The following is a 20,535-nucleotide window of genomic DNA, read 5'->3' on the forward strand; positions in this document are numbered from 1 at the left end:
TCAGTAACCAGGTCCGGCGGGAACACGGAATCCGGTTTCACGGATCATGCGCTCGATCGTCCCCAGGGATAGTTCGTCGACCGGAGCAAAACCGTGGCGACCGAGTTCCAGTCCGGACAGTATGTTTGCATCGGTGGCGAGCAAGCCCGCACGCAGTGTCTCGATCTGCTCGAGCGTCATGGTGCGCCCATTGGCGACGAGCACGAAACCCGGCAGGGGATCCGTCTCCGCGATGACACGGAGGCCCAGTTGGCTGTAGCGGTCGGCGATCTTCCGCTTGAGGCCGCCCAGGGCGTACTTGCCCCCCACCAGCGCCAGCGCCACCGCCTCGTGGCTGCCGAGATAGTCTGCGGACATCTCGTCGATGTCGGCGCCGCCCTGTTGCAACAACCAGCCGCTGGCCAGGTAGCCGCAGGTCGATATCGGCTGGGTGAGCGCGATCCGCGCGGGCGCCCGGGGCCCTTCGGACGACCCCGGCTCACCCGGCTCGGGCACGCTGTCGGTCGGTGAGGCGAGCGCGCAGGTGTACCGTGCCTCCCCGTCGCTCCCGAGAAGGGCGACCACGGCGACGGCATGGGGTGCCATGCGCTGCAACTCGTGCAACGGCAGCGGGCCAAGATGCAGCAAATCGATCTCGTCCGCCACGAAGGCGCGCAGGATCTCGTCGTAATCCGCAAGGTGCCGAACGGCCACCGGCCCGCCATGCAATCGCTGGAAGTGCGCCGCCAGCGCCTTGCTGTGCGCCACCGTGTTGCGCGGGTTTTCCATCGGCAGGGGCACGAAAACCAGCGACTCCGCCGGCATCGCGGCGGCGGGCGAGCACAAGAGCAGCGTCGCGATCCAGCCTTGGAACCTGTGCCCAACCATGAAAAAACCGCCCGAAAACTCCGTATCTGCCTGAGTTATCGGCAGATTGCGGGCGGAACTTGAGGATTAGCTAGCCTTCTCCCTCGAGCAGCCACCGCTGCAGCCAGGTGGCGATCTCCCCGTAGAAGTGCCGGCTGTTGTGGCCGTTCAGGATCCAGTGGTTCTCGTTCGGATAGACCAGCAGGCGGCTTTCCACCTGTTGGCGCTGCAACGCGGTCCAGTATTCGAGCACGTTATTGATCGGCACCCGGTAGTCGAGCTGCCCGATGGTCACCAGCACCGGCGTTGACCATTCGGCGGCGAAGCGGATCGGATTCTGCTCCTCCCACAGGGCAGGCACTTCCCATGGCGGCCCACCGATATTCATCTCGCGATGGTAGACCGCGTCGCTGGTGCCCCACTGGGTCATCAGGTTGACCAGGCCCGCATGACTGACCAGGCAGCGATACCGGTCGGTCGTGCCCTGCAGCCAGTTGGCAAGATGCCCTCCGTAACTGGCCCCGGCGGCACACTGCCGCTCGCCATCGATGAAAGCGAAGCGCTCGATAGCCACGTCCGCGGCCTGGTTGATCTCCTCGGCGGGTCCCCGCAACGGATCGCCCTGGATGGCCTGGGCGAAGGCCTCGCCGAAGCCCGTCGAACCCGTGTAGTTGGTCGCGAGCACCACGTAATCCGAGCCGGCCAGCAGGTGGTAGTTCCAGCGCAGGTGGAAATAGTCCCTGAACATCCCGTGCGGCCCCCCGTGGATAAGCACCAGCAGGGGGTAACGCCGCTCGGGGTCGAAGCCGGCCGGGCGCACCAGGAGGCTGTGGATGGGAGTGCCGCGCTCGCTGTCGAACCAGAAATGCTCCGGCGGCTGCAGGTCCAGCGGCGCCACATGCTCGGCGGTGAATGACGTCAGTGCCTCGTGCCCGCCGTGGCCCAAATCGATCCGGACGACTTCCCCCGGGCTCACCGAGCTTTCGAAGCGCGCCAGGAGCACCGGGCGTCGTCCGCGGCTGGAAATGGACAGGTCGCTGTAGATCCCCGCCTCCATGTCGAATGCCGGCCGCGCGCGCCCGTCCCGGACTTTCGCGCGGTAAAGCTGCACATGGCCGGCGTTTTCCGCAAGGATGAACACTTCCCGGCTGTTGGGCGCGACAGCGAAACGGAGCACCCGGCGCTTCTCCGGCATCTCGATCTCGCCGGCGACGGACGCGGTCGGCCAGTCGAGCCGCACCAGCCGCGCGGCGTTGAACACGCGATCGGTGCGCGGCGTGCGGGTGGCGTAAAGGCTGCGGCCGTCGGGACTGAAAGTCGGGGAACCCCAGTTGTCGCCTTCTGCGTCGATCGATCCGCCGGTCAGGCGGCGCGGCTCGCCGCCGGTTGCAGCGACGTGCCACAGGTCGGTGTGGGTGAAGGCGAACGCGGCACGGTGGCGATTGGTGCTCGCGACGAACACCAGCGACTCGCCGTCGGGCGTCCAGCGGGCGTCGAGCTCACTGCCGCCCGGAGTCGGCCGGCCGTCGTAACCGGGTAATGCGACCAGGTCACTGCCGGCGAGGAGATCCCGCGCCTCGCGCTCATCCAGCCCCTGCACCATCAGGCGTGGCTGGCGCTCGATGCGCCACCGATCCCAGTTGCGGATCGGGAAGCCGGTGTAGGTCAGGACCTCGTGCTTGCGGGCCTTCTCTTCCTCGCTGATGCGCTGGCTGTCCGCGTCGCTGCGACTGTCGGGGTGCACGTCGCTGACGAAGGCGATGCGCCGGCCATCGGGCGAGAAGACCGGCTGGCGCGCGCCGGTACTGATCGAAGTGATTCTCCGGGCTTCACCGCCCACCGCCAGGTCGAGCACGTAGACCTGGGGCGCCTCGTCACCTTCGCGCTGCGTGGTGAACGCGATGCGCTTGCTGTCGGGACTCCAGCTGGTACCGGACTCCCCGCCACGCGCGAAGGTCAGTTGCCGGGGCGACTCGCTGCCGTCGGTCGGCACCAGCCAGAGGTGGCTCGCCTGTTCGTCGCTGTCGTACGCAGGCCGGGTGACCGCCACGACGGCCCACCGGCCGTCGGGACTGACCTCGGGGGCGCCGACCCGCGGCATCAGCCACAGGTCCTCGTGCGTGATGGGCCGCTGCGGATCGGCGGCGACAGCCGGCGCGACGACGGCCAAAGCGCCGAGGAACAGGGCAAGCAGGCGAAACAGATTCAGCATCGGAAACTCCGTGAGCAGGGAAGCTGTGACGGGAAACGCTATTCGATGGGGCAGCGGAAGCCGGGGGGCTTGACGACCAGGAGATCGCAGGCGACGTGATCGAGCAGTCGCTCCGCCGTGCCGCCGATGAAGACCTGCTCGAGACGGCTGCGGGAAACCCCGCCCGTCACGAGGACATCGACGCCGAGCTCATCGACCAGGCGGGGCAGTTCCTTCTCCGGCCGACCCTCGACGATCCGCACGTGCGCCGCGGGGATGCCCCGTCCTTCCACGAGTCTCAGGATCGCGCCCCTGAGCTGCTGGACCAGGTTGCCGAAGTACTCTTCCGGTGGCGTGCCGAGCGCCTCGGGCATCAGTGCCAGGGCAGCCGTGGACTCGAGCGCGGCCATAGACAACACGCAATGCGCCACCCAGGTCTCTGCACCCATCGCCGCACCGAGTCGGTCGCTCAGTTCAAGAATGGCCTGGTCCAGCTCGGCATGCTGGTCGTCGCGATGACTCGGATCGACCGCGGCCAGCAGCGTCGGGCGAGCCGCCCATCGCCGCCCCTTGACGAGCAGCAACGGCGCCGGACAGGTGCGGATCAGTTGCCAGTCAGCGGCGCTCAGCGTGGCGCGCTTCAGCCACTCGTGGTGGTGCGTGCGCATCACGACAAGGCGCGCCTCGGTCGCCAGGGCATGGCGGGCGATGGCTTCGTCGCGCGGATTCGCGTAGATCGCCGTGGTGCGCACCTCCAGGCCCTTGTCCCGCCAGGGTGCCGCACAGGTCTCCAGCCATGCCCGCCGCGCCGCAACCCGGGCCGCCCGCGCCGCCTCGACGCGCTCGGTGACCCGGAAATGGCTGCCCTCCATGGCCTGGTCGAACTCGCAGGCGAACAGCTCGAGCGGGGCGTGCAGTGCCGCCGCCAGCGTAGCGGCCCGTTCGAGCGCGACGGCCCCATCATCACCGGGATCGACGGCAGCGAGCACGGGTGCGGCGGAGTCTCGGTTCATCGGCAATTACCTCAGGCGCGGGCTCCGTTGCTTGTCATCGCCATCCTCGAGATCGAAGGACGCCCCAAGCGCCTGCAAGGCCGCCATATCGAGGATCGTCACCTCCCGACGTCTCACGGCCACGATGCCATCGTCCTGGAAACGGGCAAACAGCCGGCTGACCGTCTCGGTCGCCAGGCGCAGGTGGCTCGCGATATCTCGCCGCGGCATCGGCAGGCTCAGGACGGCGGCCGACAGCCCACGACGGTGATATCGCCTCGACAGGCCCAGCAGGAATCCGGCCAGGCGCTCCTCCGCGCTGTGGTCGGTCGCCAGTTTCGCGCTGGCCGCGAGCTCGCGGCTCATGATGCGGAGCACCTGGGCCTGCAGACCCGGGACGTCGTGGATCAGCTGCTCGAGGCGCGCGAAAGGCAAAGCGCAGACCGAGGCCGTCTGCAGGGCCACTGCATTGCAGCGGTTGCGGCCTGAATGGATGCCGTCGAGGCCGGCCAGTTCGCCCGCGAGGTGGAATCCGAGCACATGCTCGCGGCCCTGGCTGTCGATCGTGTAGGTCTTGAGCGCACCTTTCTTGACGGCATACAGCGCATGGAAATCGTCGCCTTCGCGGAACAGGTGATCACCGGGGCGGATCGGCCCGCGGGTATGGACGATGGATTCGAGACGCTGCATGTCTTCGTTGTCCAGCCCCAGGGGCAGGCATAAGTCGCGAAGCGTGCAGCTGCGGCAACTCTGGCGGAGATGCGCGATGCTGATGATGTTCGAGTTCCCGTCCGCTGCCACCCCAACCCCAAAATATTAGCGTCTGTTCATTATAAACAAAGGGTTGCGCTACCAGCCTAGTGGAAACACTTATTTACCCTTCGGAAGACCGCAGTCCAGAATTGATCCAGATCAATTCCAGGCTGGCCAGCATGACTAGAATTCCATGTAAATTCAACAACAAAGCATGGGAGCTTCAAAATGCGTACGTTTGCTTCAACTCTCGCCCTCGCCGCCGCCCTCGGACTTGCCGCACCGGCCTATGCCCACGAGGCGGGCGACTGGCTGGTTCGCTTCGGCGGCAGCAATATCGACCCGAAGAGCGACAACGGCTCACTCGACCTGACAGCGGCCGGCCTCGAAGGCGTGGCCGTCCAGGATGTGAATGTCGACAGCCAGATCGGCGTGACCTTCAACATCACCTACATGTACACCGCCAACCTCGGCATCGAACTGCTCGCGGCGCTGCCCTACGAGCACGACATCGAAGTGGCGGGGCTGCCCGGCACGGCCGCGACGGTGACCCATCTGCCGCCCACGCTCAGCCTGCAGTACCACTTCATGCCCGATGCGGTGTTCCAGCCCTATGTCGGCGCCGGCCTGAACCTGACCTGGTTCCTGGACGACAGCAAGGAAGAAGGGCTCGTTGCAGCGGACGGACTGCTGGGGGCGACCACCGGCCTCGACGTGGACAGCACTTCGGTCGGCCTCGCCGCCCAGGTGGGCTTCGACTACATCGTCAACGACACCTGGTTCATCAACTTCGACGTGCGCTGGATCGACATCAGCACCGACGCGACCCTGACGGTCGACGGGGCCGACTTCAGCACGGCGAAAGTGGATATCGATCCGATCGTGTACGGCCTGCACATCGGCTATCGCTTCTGAACCCTGCGCGGGGTCGGATCCCCGCGGCCCGCGAAAAGTCCCGGGGCGAGACCGCCCCGGGCACCATGCAGAGAGCCGCGCGAGCGGCTCTCTGCATGTCGATGTCGCCTACAGATTCCCATATCCCCGGGCGCGCTTACCTGCCGCCCGTTTCATCCTCAGGCAGCCGGTAGAGGACTATGACGACAGCAAGCGCATATAACGACAAGGTCGTCCGCCAGTTCACAATCATGACCATCGTGTGGGGCGTGGTCGGAATGTTGGTGGGAGTGATCATCGCCGCCCAGCTCATGTGGCCGGCGCTCAACTTCGACGTGCCCTGGCTCAGCTACGGACGGCTCCGGCCGCTGCACACCAACGCGGTGATTTTCGCCTTCGGCGGCTCCGCACTGTTTGCCTGTTCCTACTACGTCGTGCAGCGCACCTGCCATGTGCGGCTGTTCGCCGACAAGCTGGCGGCCTTCACTTTCTGGGGCTGGCAGGTCGTCATCGTGCTGGCGGCCATCACCCTGCCGCTCGGCCTCACGCAGAGCAAGGAATATGCCGAGCTGATCTGGCCGATCGACATCCTGATCGCCGCGGTCTGGGTGTCCTATGCCGTCGTGTTCTTCGGCACCCTTGCGATCCGCAAGGTCAAGCACATCTACGTCGCCAACTGGTTCTTCGGCGCCTTTATCCTCACCGTGGCGGTGCTCCACATCGTCAACAGCCTGGCGCTGCCGACGAGCATGGTGCACTCCTACCCGATCTACTCCGGTGTCGTGGATGCCATGGTGCAGTGGTGGTATGGCCACAACGCCGTCGGCTTCTTTCTCACCGCCGGCTTCCTGGGAATGATGTACTACTTCGTGCCCAAGCAGGCCGGCCGCCCCATCTTTTCCTATCGACTGTCGGTCGTGCACTTCTGGGCGCTGATCTCGCTGTACATGTGGGCGGGGCCGCATCACCTCCATTACACGACCCTGCCCGACTGGGCACAGACGCTCGGCATGGTGTTCTCGCTGATGCTGCTGGCGCCCTCCTGGGGCGGGATGATCAACGGCATCATGACGCTCTCGGGCGCCTGGCATAAGCTGCGCACGGACCCGATCCTGAAGTTCCTCATCGTCTCGTTGTCGTTCTACGGCATGTCGACCTTCGAAGGACCGATGATGTCGATCAAGACGGTCAACGCCCTGTCGCACTACACCGACTGGACCATCGGCCATGTGCACTCCGGCGCGCTGGGCTGGGTGGCGATGATTTCCATCGGCTGCGTCTACATGCTGATCCCGCGGTTGTTCGGCAAGCAGGAGATGTACAGCGTCAAGGCCATCGACATTCATTTCTGGGTGTCCACGATCGGCGTGGTGCTGTACATCGCAGCCATGTGGATGGCCGGCGTGATGCAGGGCCTCATGTGGCGCGCGGTCAATGACGACGGCACGCTGACTTACACCTTCATCGAGAGCATCGCGCGCACCTATCCCTTCTACGGCGTGCGCCTGCTCGGCGGCCTGCTGTTCCTCAGCGGCATGCTGATCATGTGCTGGAACACGTGGCGCACGATCCGCGACGCGAAGATCGAAGATGTCCCGGTCTTGGCGCCGGCGCACTAGGGGGATGCTGGGATGAAACACGAACTCATCGAAAGAAAAGTCGGCCTGATGGCCGTGCTGGTGGTGCTGGTCATCAGCGTCGGCGGACTGGTCGAGATCGTCCCGCTGATCTTCGATTCGCAGGTGCGTGACCCGGCCGAGGGTGTAAGGCCGCATACGGCGATGGAACTCGCCGGGCGGGACGTGTACATCCGCGAGGGCTGCTATGGGTGCCACTCGCAGATGATCCGGCCGTTTCGGGCGGAAACCGAGCGCTACGGACACTATTCCCTCGCCGGAGAGTCGGTCTACGAGCGGCCGTTCCAGTTCGGCTCGAAGCGCACGGGGCCCGACCTCGCGCGCGTCGGCGGACTGTACAGCGACGAGTGGCACCGCCTGCATCTCAGGAACCCGCGCATGCTGGTTCCCGATTCGAACATGCCGGCCTACCCCTGGCTCGAGACGCGCGAACTCAACCCGCGCGCCGTCGAGAAGCGCATGCTCGCCCTGCGCCGGCTCGGGCATCCCTACTCCGACGAAGACATCGCCGCCGCGGCCAAGGCCGTCAGCGGCAAGACCGAGATGGATGCAATGATCGTCTACCTGCAAAGCCTGGGAACCAATCTCGGGCGGGGACGCTGATCGTGGGCGAAGGCACGTGGCACGTCGTCTGGACCGTGCTCATGATGACGGCCTTCATCGGCATCGTCGCCTGGGCCTGGAGCAGTCGCCGCCGCAAGGATTTTGAAGAAGCCGCAAGACTCCCGCTCGAAGAAGAAGAGCAACGCGGCCCCGAGAGCACTCCTGAGGACGAGGAATCGCGATGAGCAGTTTCTGGAGCGGATGGATCATTCTTTTGACCGTGGCCAACATCATCGGCGCCGTCTGGCTTTTGCGGGTGACGTCGAAAACCTCTCCCGGCGAAAAGGCCTCCGACACGACCGGCCACGTCTGGGACGGCGACCTCGAGGAATACAACAATCCCCTGCCCCGCTGGTGGCTGTGGTTGTTCTACCTGACGGTGGTGTTCTCCATCGTCTACCTGGTGCTTTACCCGGGCCTGGGCAACTTCCAGGGCGTCCTGGGATGGAGCCAGACGGGACAGTACCAGGAGGAAGTCGCGCGCATGGACGAACGGCAACAGCAGTTTTTCGCCCGCTTCGACGACATGTCGATCTCCGAAATGGCGGGCGATACGGAGGCGATGGCGGCGGCAGGAAACATCTTCGGCAACCGCTGCGCGCAGTGCCACGGCGCCGACGGCCGGGGCGCTCCCGGCTTCCCGAACCTCACGGACGACGCCTGGCTGTGGGGCGGCGACGAGAATGCGGTGCTCACGAGCATCAAGCAGGGGCGCAGCGGCGTCATGCCGCCGATGACGGACGCGGTGGGCGGCACCAGCGGTGTCAGCAACATGGTGGAATACGTCCGCAGCCTCTCGGGCCTTTCCCATGACGAAACCATGGCGGCGAAGGCGGCGCCGATGTGGGCCGTGTGCGGCGCCTGTCACGGCATGGACGGGACGGGGCAGACCGCGATGGGCGCCCCGGACCTGACTGACGAAAACTGGCTTTACAGCGCCGACCGCGCGACCATCGCGGAGTCCATCACCCAGGGGCGGCAGAACCACATGCCGGCGCAACTGCCGATCCTCGGCGAGCAGCAGTCCCGCGTGATGGCCGCGTATATCCTGCGGTTGTCCGGTCGGGCCGAATAACGAGGTACGACATGGCATCCGATTCCATCGGGCGGCCGCTCCACGGTGACGAAACACCCGGCCGCCCCTGGCGGCGCCGGCAACGCGACTTCGCCTACGTGGTGTGGTCCTCCTTCCTGATGGCCTGCGCAGCGTCCGCCGTGTTCTTCGCGATGGTGGACCCGGAAGTGCTTTCGGGCACCACGACGCCGGGCTGGGAGATCAGCCGCCAGGCCGGCTACGCCATCGGCTTCTTCGGCTTCTGGCTGCTGACCGCCGGTACCGCCGCCTTCGCGATCTGGCTCGTCCGCACGGAAACCCAGGCGGGCGGCGGGGAAGACGAATGAACGCCCAGGCGGAGGGCGGCAATAACCAGGCCGCCCCGGACTCTTTCTATGTCGCGCACAGCAAGATCTACCCACGGGAGGTCAAGGGGCGCTATGCCTCGCTGCGCAACCTCGCCGCATGGGTCCTGCTCGGCATCTATTACGTCCTGCCATGGATCCCATGGGACGACCGGCAGGCCGTGCTGTTCGACCTGCCGGCGCGCAAGTTCTACATCTTCGGCCTGACCTTCTGGCCGCAGGATTTCTTCCTCATGGCGTGGCTGCTCATCATCGCCGCGCTGACCCTGTTTTTCGTCACCGCCATCGCCGGCCGCCTGTGGTGCGGTTATGCCTGTCCGCAGACGGTGTGGACCGAGGCGTTCCTGTGGATGGAGCGCATCACGGAGGGAAATCACAGCCAGCGACGCAAGCTCGACCAGGGCCCATGGACCCGCGACAAGGTGCTGCGCAAGGGCGCAAAGCAGTTCCTCTGGATCGGCTTCGCTCTCTGGACGGGCTTCACCTTCGTCGCCTATTTCACGCCGGCCAGGGAACTGGGGCCCAAGCTCCTCAGTTTCTCGGCCGGCCCCTGGGAGACGTTCTGGGTCCTGTTCTACGGCTTCGCGACCTACGGCAATGCCGGGCTGCTGCGCGAGCAGGTCTGCAAGTACATGTGTCCTTATGCGCGCTTCCAGAGCGCCATGTTCGACAAGGACACGATGATTATTTCCTACGACGAGAAACGCGGGGAACCGCGCGGCCGCCGGAAGCGGTCGGTGGACCCGCGGGCCGCGGGCCTCGGTGACTGCATCGAGTGCAGCATGTGCGTGCAGGTCTGCCCGACGGGCATCGACATACGGGAAGGGCTGCAGATCGAGTGTATCGCCTGCGCGGCTTGCGTCGATGTGTGTAACGACGTCATGGACAAGATGGATTACCCGCGCGGCCTGATCCGCTACTCGACCCATCACGCGATGGAGGAACAGCAACCGGTGCGCGTCCTGCGACCGCGCGTGATGATCTACGGTGCGCTGCTGCTCGCCCTGTTGATCGGCTTCGGCGTGGCCGTGGCTAATCGGAGCACGCTGATCGTAGACGTGATCCGTGACCGCAACACCCTGTATCGCGAACTGCCCGGCGGGTTCATCGAGAATGTCTACACCGTCACTTTCGTCAACAAGACGGAGGCCGAGCGGCGCTATCAACTGTCCGCCAGCGGCCTCGAGGGGATCGAGCTTAGCCTCGATGCATCCCTGCCGCTGATCTCGGCGCCGGGCGAGGTGCGGCGCGTTCCGGTGCGGCTGCGGGTCCCTGCCGATGCGGTCCCGCCGGGTGGCGCGGAAGTGACCTTGTTCGTCGAGGCCGTCGGCGCCGTGCCGACCACCATCGAGCGCAACACGCCGTTCCTGGGCCCGGCCGATTCTCGCGGAGGCTCACGTTGAACGCCGCACCGCCTCCCGAGCCGTGGTACCGCCAGTTCTGGCCGTGGTTCCTCATCGCGTTGCCGGGTTCCGTCGTAATCGCCAGCCTGTTCACCTTCTGGCTGGCGATCAGCCACCCCAATCCTATGGTCGTGGATGATTACGCCCGCATCGCGCGCTCGACGGAACTGCGCATGGAGCGCGACCAGGCCGCTGCCGCGCTGGGGGTCACCGCCAGGATACGATTCATCGCGGGCGCGGACATCGTCGACGTGGTGCTCGAGCCGCCCGCCGTGTCGCCGGAATCGCTGCAGTTGCGCCTGTCCCACCCGCTCGTCGAGACACGCGACCAGGTCATCGATCTCGTTCGCATGCCGGGCGGATGGAGCGGCGAGGTGGCGCCGCCCGAGGGTCGCTGGTACCTGCAACTCTATCCCGGCGACGGCACGTGGCGCCTCTCGGGGGAGCTGCGGGACCAGGACGAGGTGGCCCTCGCGCCACCGCGGATTCCCTGAGCACCGGTGGCCGAGAGCACCTGCTTCCATTGCGGCGAGGCCCTCACCGGGACCGAACCCTGGTTCGTCAAGATCGAGGACGAGTCGCACCGCGTCTGCTGCCCCGGCTGCAAGGCGGTCGCCGAACTGATCGCCGAAACCGGCCTGGCGGATTTCTATCGATTCCGGACACTGCCGGCGAACCGGCCCAGGGGCGGCGTGGCGGCCGAGGCCCCGGAACTGCCATGGCGTCCCTTCGACCGGCCGGAGATGCTCGACGCCGTCAGTGCCCCGACCGAAGACGGCTTGCGCAGCTGCACCATGCTGGTCGAAGGGGTGCGCTGCGCCGCCTGCGGCTGGCTGATCGAGCGCAGCCTGGAGCAGATTCCGGGTGTGCGCGAGATCCGCGTCAATCCCGCGACCGCGCGCGCCCGCCTCGTCTGGGAGCCGGGCGTGTTGCCGCTGAGCGGCGCGCTGGGCGTGTTGTCCCGGCTCGGCTACCAGCCGCATCCCGGCAGCGCGGGCGCGGCGGACATGGCCTTGCGCGAGCGGCGTGGTGCCTTGCGCCGCCTCGGCGTCGCCGGCATCGGCATGATGCAGGTAATGATGTACGCCGTGGCGATGTACGTCGGCGCATTCCAGGACATGGACGCAGGGCTCGAGAACCTGTTCCGCTGGGTCAGCCTGCTGGTAGCCACGCCAGTGGCACTTTATTCCGGTCGGCCATTCTTCGCCGGCGCTTGGCGCGACATTCGCGCCGGCCAGCCCGGCATGGACGTGCCCGTGGCGCTGGCCGTCGGCGCCGCCTGGTGCGCGAGTGTCTTGCACACGGTATCCGGCCACGGCGAGGTGTATTTCGACTCCGTGACGATGTTCGTATTCTTTCTCTCCCTGGCGCGTTACCTCGAAATGAGCGCCCGCCACCGCGCGGGCGATACCCAGGAAGCGCTGGCACGACTGCTCCCCGAGGCGGCGCGGCGGCGCGGCGCCGACGGCGAATGGGAAACCGTGGCGCTGCGTGAACTGCGGCCCGGCGACCTCGTCTCCGTGCGACACGGCGAGACGTTGCCTGCGGATGGCCGGCTGTGCGCGGACGGGGCGCGTCTCGACGAATCCATGCTGACCGGCGAATCGCGTCCCCGACTGCGCCAGGCCGGCGACAGCGCGCTGGCGGGCAGCGTCAACCTGGGCGATCCCGTGGAGTTCCAGGTCGAACGCACCGGCGCGGACACGCTGGTTTCGGCTATCGGCCGACTGCTCGATCGGGCGCAGGCGGAGCGCACGCCGATCGCGGCGACGGCCGATCGTATCGCCCGCTGGTTCGTGGTGGGCGTGCTGAGTGCGGCCGCGCTGACCTGGTTCGTATGGAACGCCATCGATCCTTCGCGCGCCTTCGAAATTACCCTGGCGGTGCTCGTGGTGACATGTCCATGCGCACTCTCGATCGCGACGCCGGCCGCATTGACGGCCGCGACGGGCTACCTGGCGCGGCACGGCCTGCTCGTGACACGCGCCGGCGCCATCGAGCGACTCGCCCACGTGGAGCGGGTGATCTTCGACAAGACCGGCACGCTCACCCTGGGCCAACCGCGCATCACGGATGTCGAGACCCGGGGTGAACTGGACACCGACCGGGCCCTGGGGATCGCCGCGGCCCTGGAAGCGGAGTCGGAACATCCGATCGCCAGGGCTTTCGCCGTCGCACAGGCGCGTGGGGAGGCTACGGAGGTCCACGTGAGCCCGGGGCTGGGGATCGAGGGCCGCGTGGAAGGACGCCGCTGGCGGCTAGGGCGGCCCGACTGGGTGACTCGCCTCGCCGGTTCTTCCCTCTCAGAAGACCCCGATCCTTGCAGCGACAGGAACGATGCTAAGGAACAGACCGTGGTCTGGCTGGCCAGTGGAGACGGAGTGGCGGCCTGCTTCAGCCTGGCCGATCGCCTCCGCGCCGGGGCGCGCGCGGACGTGGCCGGACTGCTGGAACTCGGGATCGCCGCCGAGATCGCGAGCGGCGACCACGCCGACGCCGTGGCACCGATCGCCGCCGCGGTGGGGATCCGCCAGTGGCGCGCGGGGATGACGCCTGAGGACAAGCTGGGGCTGTTGCGCGAACGGCAGGGCGACGGCGACGGGGCCGTCGCGATGATCGGCGACGGTGTCAACGATGCGCCTGTGCTCGCGGGCGCCGACGTCTCCATCGCCATGGCCGGCGGCACTCCGCTGGCCCAGACCAGCGCCGACATGGTATTGCTCGGCGCCGCGCTCCACCCGCTCGGCGAAGGCATACATCATGCGCGTCGCACGCTGCGCATCGTGCGCCAGAATCTCGTCTGGGCGGCGGCCTACAACACGATCGCGCTGCCGCTCGCCGCGACGGGTTTCATCGCGCCGTGGATGGCCGCCATAGGCATGTCGGCCAGTTCCCTGCTGGTGGTACTCAATGCGCTGCGTCTCTCCCGCCCGCCGAAGCGCCCCGCCCTCGCCAGTCCGCCGGTGATCACGGAGAATGCGGGCGCATGAGCATCCTCTACCTCATGATTCCGATGGGCATCCTGATCGTGGTGGGGGCGCTGTGGGCGTTCTTCTGGGCGGTGGACAGCGGCCAGTTCGACGACCTCGAGAGCCCCAGCTGGCGAATCCTCCTGGATGACGACACCCAGCCGCCCGCGCCGCCCGGCCAGCCGGCCGACGCCGAGACACCGGAGGAGCGGCAGCCGTGAGCGGCCTCGAGACCAGCCTCCTCGCGGCGCTCGTCGCCGGTCTGGTGGGCAGCGTCCACTGTTTCGGCATGTGCGGCGGCATCGCGGGCGCGCTCGGCATGGCCGGTGGCGGGCGCGCGTCCCTCGCCGTGTCTTACAGCGCCGGCCGCATCGCCAGTTATGCGGTCGCGGGCGCCATGGCGGGCGCCATCGGCGCCGGCCTCGCCGGGGTGGCCGGACTCGGCCCGTGGCTGCGCCTCGTGATGGGCCTGCTGCTCGTGATTCTCGGGCTGCAGGTCGCCCTGAACCTCAAATTGCTCGCGCCGCTGGAAGCCGCAGGTGCCGGACTCTGGCGTCGCCTGGCCCCCCTGGCCCGGCGTTTCATTCCTCCGCGTCATGCGGGGCAGGGATTTGCGCTCGGCGCGCTGTGGGGCTGGCTGCCCTGCGGCCTCGTGTACGGCATGCTGGCGGCGGCCGCGGGCAGCGGCAGTGCGATCAACGGTGCAGCCTTCATGGCGGTCTTCGGGCTGGGCACGGCGCCTGCCATGATCGGGCTCACATGGGCCTCCGGTCGTGGCGGCACATGGCTTACCGCCGGACGGCGACGCGCATTGGGCTGGGTGCTGGTCGCGTTCGGGGCATGGACCGCGGCCACTCCGCTGATGCACATGACGGGCCACCAGGACCACGGCGATCACGGCAGCCCCCCGGCCGAACATTCCGGCCACGGGCACGACCACGGCCAGCATGAAGCCCGGCTGGAGCCCCCGGCAAAGTCCCCCCGAATAATCGGCTAGAATCTCGCCTCGTCCCGCAGGAGAACCGACCCATGTCCCGACCATCCACCAGCCCTTCCGCCTCCCGCCGCGTGTCCTCCGTCGCCTCGCCAGGCGTCGTCACCGGCGACGCCGTCATGGCGATTTTCCGCCTGGCTCAGGCCGAGGGCTTCGCCCTGCCCGCCGTCAATGTGGTGAATTCGAATTCGGTCAATGCCGTGCTGGAAGCAGCGCGCACGGCGAACTCGCCGGTCATCATCCAGTTCTCCAACGGCGGCGGCACTTTCTTTGCCGGGAAGTCCCTGCCCAACGACCAGCACCAGGCCGCCATTCTCGGCTCCATCGCCGGCGCACGCTACGTGCACGCCGTGGCCGCGGATTACGGCGTCCCCGTGATCCTGCATACCGACCACTGCGCGCGCAAACTGCTGCCCTGGATCGACGGGCTGCTGGACGCCGGCGAAAAGCATTTCGCGGAGACCGGGAAACCGCTCTATTCCTCCCATATGCTCGACCTTTCGGAGGAACCGCTGGAGGAGAACATCGGCACCTGCGCAGCCTACCTGGAGCGCATGGCGCCGCTGGGCATGACGCTGGAAATCGAGCTGGGCGTGACCGGCGGCGAGGAAGACGGCGTGGACAACACGGGGATCGACAACTCCGCGCTGTACACGCAGCCGGAAGAAGTCGAATACGCCTACCGCGTGCTGTCCGCCATCAGCCCGAACTTCACCGTGGCCGCCTCGTTCGGCAACGTCCATGGCGTCTACAAGCCGGGCAACGTGCTGCTGACGCCCGAGATCCTGAAGAACTCGCAGGCGCACGTCAGCGCGGTCCATGGCACGACTGACAAGCCGGTCAGCTTCGTCTTCCACGGCGGCTCCGGATCGGAGAAGGACAAGATCGCCGAGGCCATCTCCTACGGCGTCGTGAAGATGAATATCGACACCGACACGCAGTGGGCGACATGGGTGGGGGTGCGCGACTATTACGAGGCGAAGCGCGACTATCTCCAGGAGCAGATCGGCAATCCGGACGGGGAAGACAAGCCGAACAAGAAATACTACGACCCCCGCGTCTGGCTGCGCGAGGGCGAGAAGTCCATGGTGAACAGGCTGCACGAGGCTTTTGCGGACCTCAACTGCGTCGACCGCAACTGAGGCCCGATTGCAGGGGGTCCGCGCGGAACATCGCTCGGCAAGGTCAGCCTGGCGGGTCCTCCGCCGGCTGATCGTCGGGCTCGGGCGGCGCCACATCTGCGGGGGCCTGTGCATCCGTGGTCCCGCCCGCGCCGCCGTCCGCAGTCCCGACATCCGCCGGGCCTTCGCTCGACGTGGTCAGCGCTTCCAGCCGCGCAGCCTCTGCTTCTTCCTCCGCCCGGATGCGCAATTCACGTTCCTGTTCGAGCTGTTCCCGGTATTCGGCCCGCGCGCTCTCGAACGCCTGTTCGCGCGCCTCGCGCATGGTGCGTTCCTCGATGGCTGCGATGCGCTCTGCCGCCTGGCGCGCGTTCGAGCACTCCCGCGGATCCATTCCAGAGGGGTCTTCGTTGCAACGAGTCAGGGTGCCGTAGAGCACGGCCTCGTTCTCCAGGAAATCCACCACCGAAAGGGTCTTCTTTTCGGTACACCCGCCCAGCAACAGGGCGGTGCCCAGCACAAGCAACGCAGTTCTCATCTTCGGCCCTCGCGGTCGCCGCGAAATAATGATTCTAGCTTTCGCGCGTGACCCGGTGCCGCGTACCGCGTCACATTCATGGCGTGTCGCCGGACGATGGACCGGCGGCCGGCACAGCGGATGGTGATGCGATACCGGTACGCAGTTGGCCTTCCGCCGAGAAATACAGCTTCAGTTTCTGCTGCCACTGCGCCAGGTCCGGCTGCCATTCCTCGGGCGGCCGTTGGGCACGCTCCAGGTCGAACAGCATCATCTTGCCGCTGTCCGGTCCACCGACGAATACGATGCGGGAGCCGTCGGCCGCGCCGCTGCGCCATGCGGTGGGCGGCATGCTGGCAGACAGCAGTCGGCTCGTCGTGACCACCAGGCGGCCCTCGGCCGGCTCGAACCGATGGATCCAGGCATCCGTCTGTGCCAGCAACGCGGCGCCGTCGGGCGAATACTGCAGGTTTCGCACCGGCGTCGGGAGCGTCACGCTCGATACCCGTCCATCCGCGCCGAACCCCCAGGCACGAACCAGCCCCGCGGCCCCTGCCACCGCGATGCTCCGGCCGTCATGGCTGATCGCCAGCCGGGTGACCGGCTCGTCCACGGCATCGGACCAGAGCCGCTCGCCGCTCGCGACATCCCAGCTTTCCACATCGCCGGCGGGCGTCCCGGTGAAAGCCCTCAAGCCCGAAGGGTCGAAGGCGACCACGTTGACAGCACGTCCCGCACCCAGGGCCGCGCCGGGTTGACCGCTCTCTGCGTCCCAGCTGCGCGCGCCGAGTGCGCCCGCCGTCAACAGGCGGCGTCCGTCGGGACCCAGGTCGATGCTGTGCACCTCGCCGCTGCCATGCTGGAACAGAGCGCCGATCTGCGCCCCGCTGCCCGCATCCCATAGCAGCACGCTGCCGTCGGCGCCGACGCTGGCGATGCGATCGCCGTCCGGGGAAAACGCCATCGCGGTCACCGGGCCGCCATGACGCGCATCACCCCCGGTGACGATCGTCTGGCGCAGTTCCAGCGATGTCGGGTCGCGCGTTCGCAGCAGGACCCGGCCGTCCGGCAGCCCCGTACCCACGCGCAGACCCGATGCTGCCAGCGCCACGACGGGTGCCACGGGCGGTAACTCGGCCCCCGGAACCGCATCGCCCAGCGACCAGAGGCGCACGCTCCGCGACCCATGCCCGGTAAGCAGTTCGTCTTGTTCCGTGAACAGGCTCGCCTGCCACGGCGCCCGGTCCTTCGTGCCTTGGGCGGTAGCCCGCCCGGCATGGCTGCCCTGCGCGAGAAGCGGCTCGCCCGGCGCCCGCTCGGGAAGAGTCCAGACCTCGTAACCGCCAGCCGCCGCAGGCAGCGCTACGCGGCGCCCGCTGCGGTCGAAGCCAAACGGCGCCCGCGCGCCGCCGGGCCGCACGAGTACGAGTTCCGCCCGGGATGCGGCCAGGTCCCAGACGCGCCTCTCGCCCGCCTCGTCCACGCTCGCAAGATAACGGCCGGAAGGATCGAATCCCAGCGCGACAACAGGCGCGCCGGGCACGAGTTCGTCGAGCAGCATGCCGTCGGTGGCATGCCAGACGCGCACCACGTCACCGCGATCCGCGACTGCCAGCAACAGGGCGCCGGACGACACCGCGAGCGCGGAGACTTCCGCGGCGCCTCCCAGGCGGAATACCTCTCGGCCGGATTCGAGTTCGCGGATCGAGGCGCTGCGCTGGTCGGCCTCTGCTATCGCCAGGTAACGGCCGTCCGGTGACACCGCCGGCGCCGTGACGAAACCGCCCGGCGCCCGGTAGCCGAAGCGCTCGCTGCCATCGACCTCCAGCACGCGCAGGGCATCTCCCGCCGCCAGGCGCTCCACCAGCATCAAGGTCCGCTCGTCGGCGAAACCGACCCATCGCTCCGCGGCCGCCACGTCGAAACGTCCCAGCGATACCGACGCGTTGACATCCCATATGTGCAGTCGGCCGCTCGCCGCTACGTTGCGCGGTAATGCCGCCACCACCGAGCCGCGGGGAGCCAGCGCGGCCTGGACGGCGGAGGTCAGGCTCGGCGGCGGCAACAATAACGGGTTCTCCGGGAGATCCTCGGCACCGTGCCCCGGATCCGGCGACGCGCTCAGGCTCCAGCCGCGCAGGAAACCCGGCTCTCCACCCACGCGGTCGGTGATTTCGAGTTGCCAGGTGCCCAGCGTCGGCTCGCCGCGCAACGCACGCAACCCGGGCGCCTGCGCCTCGTCGATCAGCAGCACCCCGCCGGCCTCGGCAATCTCGCCCAGCGGCAGCGACGCGTTGCGTCCGGATGGCGCGACGAGCGAGGCCTGCAGGTCCTGCGGGCGCGGATGATCGAGGCGCAACTCGACCGAAAGCCCGGCAACCTGTCCCTCGGCTTCCAGGCTCACGCGGCGCCGCACGGTAACGAATTCTTCGGCGAGCAGCGGCAACGCCGCCGGTCCCGCGGGCAAACCGGTCGCCCGGTCCCAGCGCTCCACCATGTTCCCCGCAGACAGGGTCACGAGACTGCGTCCGTCCGCCGGCGCCACCGCCTCCACGACGCCGGCGGGACGAATCACGCTCTGGAGTTGCCGGTAGCCTCCCCCGGACAGTTCGATCGCGCGCCCGGCGTCAGCCGTCGGCCCGGCCACGTTGGCGCGCAGGCGATACAGGAGCGCCTCGTCACGCTCTTCGGCCGCCTCGGCGAGCGCGGCACGGCGTTCCCAGTAATCCACCAGGAGCGCATCGGCGCGGGCCTCGTAACCCGGCAAGGCACGCATACGCTCGTCGATCAGCACCATGTCCGGCCAGGCCGCCGCCTGGCGCCCCTGGCGAGTCAGCACGCGGGCGAGCAGTCGATCCGCGCGTTGCGCGAAGCCGGGAATCCTGCGCATCGCCGACCAGGCCTCCGTGGCCTCCTCCAGTTCGACCGAGGCGACGCGCAACGTCTGCTCGTAAGGCCGCGGCAGGACTTCGACATAAGCCCACACGCTGCCGAGAGCGAGCAGAACGAGCGCGGCCACCCGCCCGAACTTTCCCCATTCCGGCGGCAAGGCCTCGCGCGCCCAGCGATGGGAGAAAACTTCGGCGTAAATCCTGTTCCTGACCACCAGGCGACGTTCGTCGGTCACTTTGACCAGGCCACACACCCGCAGCAGTTCGTGTTTCGGATTGCCGGCCTCGTACTTGGGACGACGCTCCCTGCGGATGCGCTTGTACAGGCGTAGCGCAGGACGGGCCAGCTCGTGGGCCCGATCCAGGCTGTCCAGCACACGACTCGTGCTGGTCTCCCGGGTGATCGCGTTGCGCGTGAAGAACCGTGCCGCGACCAGCTTGTCCACAGCCGCGTCGGAACTGACCGGCACGGTGCTGCGCGCCACCGCCTGGCAGAGCTTCTGCGTCAGGTAAGGATGACCCGAGGTCCAGTAGAGGATCCGGTAGAGGGCGCGCTCGGCGTCACCCGCCGGCAGGCCGAGCCCGTCCGCCAGTGGCCGCGCCTCGTCGAAACGGAAGTCCGGCAGCTCGAGGCCCACCCCGATCTCGGCGGCCGCGAGGCCGGCCCGACGCGCCTTGCCGGCGGGCAGGGCCGCGCCGAGCAGGACGAACGACAGGCGATGATATTCCGGCTCGCCGGCTCGCGCGTCATGACAGCCCCGGACGATACCGAACAACTCGGTCGCATAGTCGAGCTGCTCGACGCTGTCGATTTCGTCGAGAAAGATGGTCACCGGCGCGCGGCTCGCCCCGAGCACGATCTCCCAGAAGAATTCGCCCAGGCGCTGGGCGGGCGACAGCGGCATGCGCTCCTGCCACCAGGCTTGCAGGTCGACGTTCAGGCGCAGGTCACGCAGCACCCGGTAGGCCAGGCCGTAATACCAGCGCCCCACGTCGGTGGAACCGTCGCGGCTGCCGAGCTGTGAAACATCGATGATGGCCGCCAGCTGCCCATCGGCGCGCAGGCGGCTCGCCGCACGCGCCACCAGGCTGCTCTTGCCCGAGAATCGTGGCGCGATGACATGGCAGTAGTCCCGCGCGGCCAGCCGCTCGAGCAGCTCGCGGTCGGTGGGCCGCGTGACGTAACAGGGGCGATCGGGCGCCACGGGCCCGCCCGCGACAAAAAAATCCTCCGCGCGGCGGCCACGGATCGCTCGTGCAGGCTCACGGGCCTCGCGCTTCGGGGTATCGCCGGATGACGTCATG

General features: G+C 67.7%; 18 protein-coding genes. 12 read left to right on the forward strand and 6 right to left on the reverse strand.

The window, feature by feature from the left end:
- The 4 genes from G6032_RS04910 to G6032_RS04925 all read right to left on the reverse strand — a co-directional run bounded on the left by G6032_RS04910 (position 1) and on the right by G6032_RS04925 (position 4,830).
- Entirely contained in the window at positions 1 to 867 is an 867-nt protein-coding gene (locus G6032_RS04910) for a PhnD/SsuA/transferrin family substrate-binding protein (RefSeq protein ID WP_165281020.1), read from the reverse strand.
- Between the two features lie 70 nt (positions 868 to 937).
- Positions 938 to 3,058 carry a S9 family peptidase gene (locus tag G6032_RS04915; RefSeq protein WP_165281021.1) on the reverse strand — a complete coding sequence of 707 codons (2,121 nt, stop codon included), beginning with the start codon at positions 3,056 to 3,058 and terminating at the stop codon, positions 938 to 940.
- A gap of 38 nt (positions 3,059 to 3,096) precedes the next feature.
- Positions 3,097 to 4,050, reverse strand: a complete 954-nt coding sequence (locus G6032_RS04920; protein ID WP_165281022.1) for a universal stress protein — start codon at positions 4,048 to 4,050, stop codon at positions 3,097 to 3,099.
- Positions 4,051 to 4,056: 6 nt separating this feature from the next.
- Complete coding sequence (locus G6032_RS04925) at positions 4,057 to 4,830, reverse strand: helix-turn-helix domain-containing protein (protein ID WP_165281023.1); 774 nt, start codon at positions 4,828 to 4,830, stop codon at positions 4,057 to 4,059.
- Positions 4,831 to 5,010: 180 nt separating this feature from the next.
- Here G6032_RS04925 and G6032_RS04930 point away from each other — a divergent pair, with 180 nt between their 5' ends.
- From G6032_RS04930 to fbaA, 12 genes are all read left to right on the forward strand, one after another.
- On the forward strand, positions 5,011 to 5,697 hold the full coding sequence (locus G6032_RS04930) for an OmpW family outer membrane protein (RefSeq protein ID WP_165281024.1): 687 nt from the start codon (positions 5,011 to 5,013) through the stop codon (positions 5,695 to 5,697).
- A gap of 179 nt (positions 5,698 to 5,876) precedes the next feature.
- Complete coding sequence (gene ccoN, locus G6032_RS04935) at positions 5,877 to 7,295, forward strand: cytochrome-c oxidase, cbb3-type subunit I (RefSeq protein ID WP_165281025.1); 1,419 nt, start codon at positions 5,877 to 5,879, stop codon at positions 7,293 to 7,295.
- Positions 7,296 to 7,307: 12 nt separating this feature from the next.
- Positions 7,308 to 7,916, forward strand: a complete 609-nt coding sequence (gene ccoO, locus G6032_RS04940; RefSeq protein WP_165281026.1) for a cytochrome-c oxidase, cbb3-type subunit II — start codon at positions 7,308 to 7,310, stop codon at positions 7,914 to 7,916.
- 2 nt (positions 7,917 to 7,918) lie between these two features.
- Entirely contained in the window at positions 7,919 to 8,101 is a 183-nt protein-coding gene (locus G6032_RS04945) for a cbb3-type cytochrome c oxidase subunit 3 (RefSeq protein WP_346763761.1), read from the forward strand.
- Positions 8,098 to 8,991 carry a cytochrome-c oxidase, cbb3-type subunit III gene (gene ccoP, locus G6032_RS04950; RefSeq protein WP_165281027.1) on the forward strand — a complete coding sequence of 298 codons (894 nt, stop codon included), beginning with the start codon at positions 8,098 to 8,100 and terminating at the stop codon, positions 8,989 to 8,991. Before G6032_RS04945 ends, ccoP begins: the two co-directional genes overlap by 4 nt.
- A gap of 11 nt (positions 8,992 to 9,002) precedes the next feature.
- Positions 9,003 to 9,317 carry a hypothetical protein gene (locus tag G6032_RS04955; protein WP_206211817.1) on the forward strand — a complete coding sequence of 105 codons (315 nt, stop codon included), beginning with the start codon at positions 9,003 to 9,005 and terminating at the stop codon, positions 9,315 to 9,317.
- On the forward strand, positions 9,314 to 10,738 hold the full coding sequence (gene ccoG, locus G6032_RS04960) for a cytochrome c oxidase accessory protein CcoG (protein ID WP_165281028.1): 1,425 nt from the start codon (positions 9,314 to 9,316) through the stop codon (positions 10,736 to 10,738). Before G6032_RS04955 ends, ccoG begins: the two co-directional genes overlap by 4 nt.
- On the forward strand, positions 10,735 to 11,232 hold the full coding sequence (locus G6032_RS04965; protein ID WP_165281029.1) for a FixH family protein: 498 nt from the start codon (positions 10,735 to 10,737) through the stop codon (positions 11,230 to 11,232). The genes ccoG and G6032_RS04965 overlap by 4 nt, the downstream gene beginning before the upstream one ends.
- A 6-nt stretch (positions 11,233 to 11,238) precedes the next feature.
- Positions 11,239 to 13,728, forward strand: a complete 2,490-nt coding sequence (locus G6032_RS04970; RefSeq protein ID WP_165281030.1) for a heavy metal translocating P-type ATPase — start codon at positions 11,239 to 11,241, stop codon at positions 13,726 to 13,728.
- Positions 13,725 to 13,928 carry a cbb3-type cytochrome oxidase assembly protein CcoS gene (gene ccoS / locus G6032_RS04975; RefSeq protein WP_165281031.1) on the forward strand — a complete coding sequence of 68 codons (204 nt, stop codon included), beginning with the start codon at positions 13,725 to 13,727 and terminating at the stop codon, positions 13,926 to 13,928. Before G6032_RS04970 ends, ccoS begins: the two co-directional genes overlap by 4 nt.
- The gene (locus G6032_RS04980; RefSeq protein WP_165281032.1) at positions 13,925 to 14,704 is read left to right on the forward strand and encodes a sulfite exporter TauE/SafE family protein; all 780 of its coding nucleotides are present in this window, start codon (positions 13,925 to 13,927) and stop codon (positions 14,702 to 14,704) included. Before ccoS ends, G6032_RS04980 begins: the two co-directional genes overlap by 4 nt.
- Before the next feature lie 32 nt (positions 14,705 to 14,736).
- Positions 14,737 to 15,843: a class II fructose-bisphosphate aldolase gene (fbaA, locus tag G6032_RS04985; protein WP_165281033.1), complete on the forward strand. Its 1,107-nt coding sequence runs from the start codon at positions 14,737 to 14,739 to the stop codon at positions 15,841 to 15,843.
- A gap of 43 nt (positions 15,844 to 15,886) precedes the next feature.
- Here fbaA and G6032_RS04990 read toward each other — a convergent pair whose 3' ends face one another.
- The gene (locus G6032_RS04990) at positions 15,887 to 16,360 is read right to left on the reverse strand and encodes an EexN family lipoprotein (protein ID WP_165281034.1); all 474 of its coding nucleotides are present in this window, start codon (positions 16,358 to 16,360) and stop codon (positions 15,887 to 15,889) included.
- 76 nt (positions 16,361 to 16,436) lie between these two features.
- A complete protein-coding gene (locus G6032_RS04995; RefSeq protein WP_165281035.1) occupies positions 16,437 to 20,534 on the reverse strand; it encodes an AAA-like domain-containing protein in 4,098 nt (1,365 codons plus the stop codon).
- Position 20,535: the final 1 nt, after the last annotated feature.

Origin of the sequence: Wenzhouxiangella sp. XN24, from assembly GCF_011064545.1 — a bacterium.
Classification (GTDB): domain Bacteria; phylum Pseudomonadota; class Gammaproteobacteria; order Steroidobacterales; family XN24; genus XN24.

Excerpts from the sequence above, each read along its gene's own strand:
- G6032_RS04910 (WP_165281020.1), bottom strand. The coding sequence starts at position 867 with ATGGTTGGGCACAGGTTCCAAGGCTGGATCGCGACGCTGCTCTTGTGC.
- G6032_RS04915 (WP_165281021.1), bottom strand. The coding sequence starts at position 3,058 with ATGCTGAATCTGTTTCGCCTGCTTGCCCTGTTCCTCGGCGCTTTGGCC.
- G6032_RS04920 (WP_165281022.1), bottom strand. The coding sequence starts at position 4,050 with ATGAACCGAGACTCCGCCGCACCCGTGCTCGCTGCCGTCGATCCCGGT.
- G6032_RS04930 (WP_165281024.1), top strand. The coding sequence starts at position 5,011 with ATGCGTACGTTTGCTTCAACTCTCGCCCTCGCCGCCGCCCTCGGACTT.
- ccoN (WP_165281025.1), top strand. The coding sequence starts at position 5,877 with ATGACGACAGCAAGCGCATATAACGACAAGGTCGTCCGCCAGTTCACA.
- ccoO (WP_165281026.1), top strand. The coding sequence starts at position 7,308 with ATGAAACACGAACTCATCGAAAGAAAAGTCGGCCTGATGGCCGTGCTG.
- ccoP (WP_165281027.1), top strand. The coding sequence starts at position 8,098 with ATGAGCAGTTTCTGGAGCGGATGGATCATTCTTTTGACCGTGGCCAAC.
- G6032_RS04955 (WP_206211817.1), top strand. The coding sequence starts at position 9,003 with ATGGCATCCGATTCCATCGGGCGGCCGCTCCACGGTGACGAAACACCC.
- ccoG (WP_165281028.1), top strand. The coding sequence starts at position 9,314 with ATGAACGCCCAGGCGGAGGGCGGCAATAACCAGGCCGCCCCGGACTCT.
- ccoS (WP_165281031.1), top strand. The coding sequence starts at position 13,725 with ATGAGCATCCTCTACCTCATGATTCCGATGGGCATCCTGATCGTGGTG.
- fbaA (WP_165281033.1), top strand. The coding sequence starts at position 14,737 with ATGTCCCGACCATCCACCAGCCCTTCCGCCTCCCGCCGCGTGTCCTCC.
- G6032_RS04990 (WP_165281034.1), bottom strand. The coding sequence starts at position 16,360 with ATGAGAACTGCGTTGCTTGTGCTGGGCACCGCCCTGTTGCTGGGCGGG.
- G6032_RS04995 (WP_165281035.1), bottom strand. The coding sequence starts at position 20,534 with ATGACGTCATCCGGCGATACCCCGAAGCGCGAGGCCCGTGAGCCTGCA.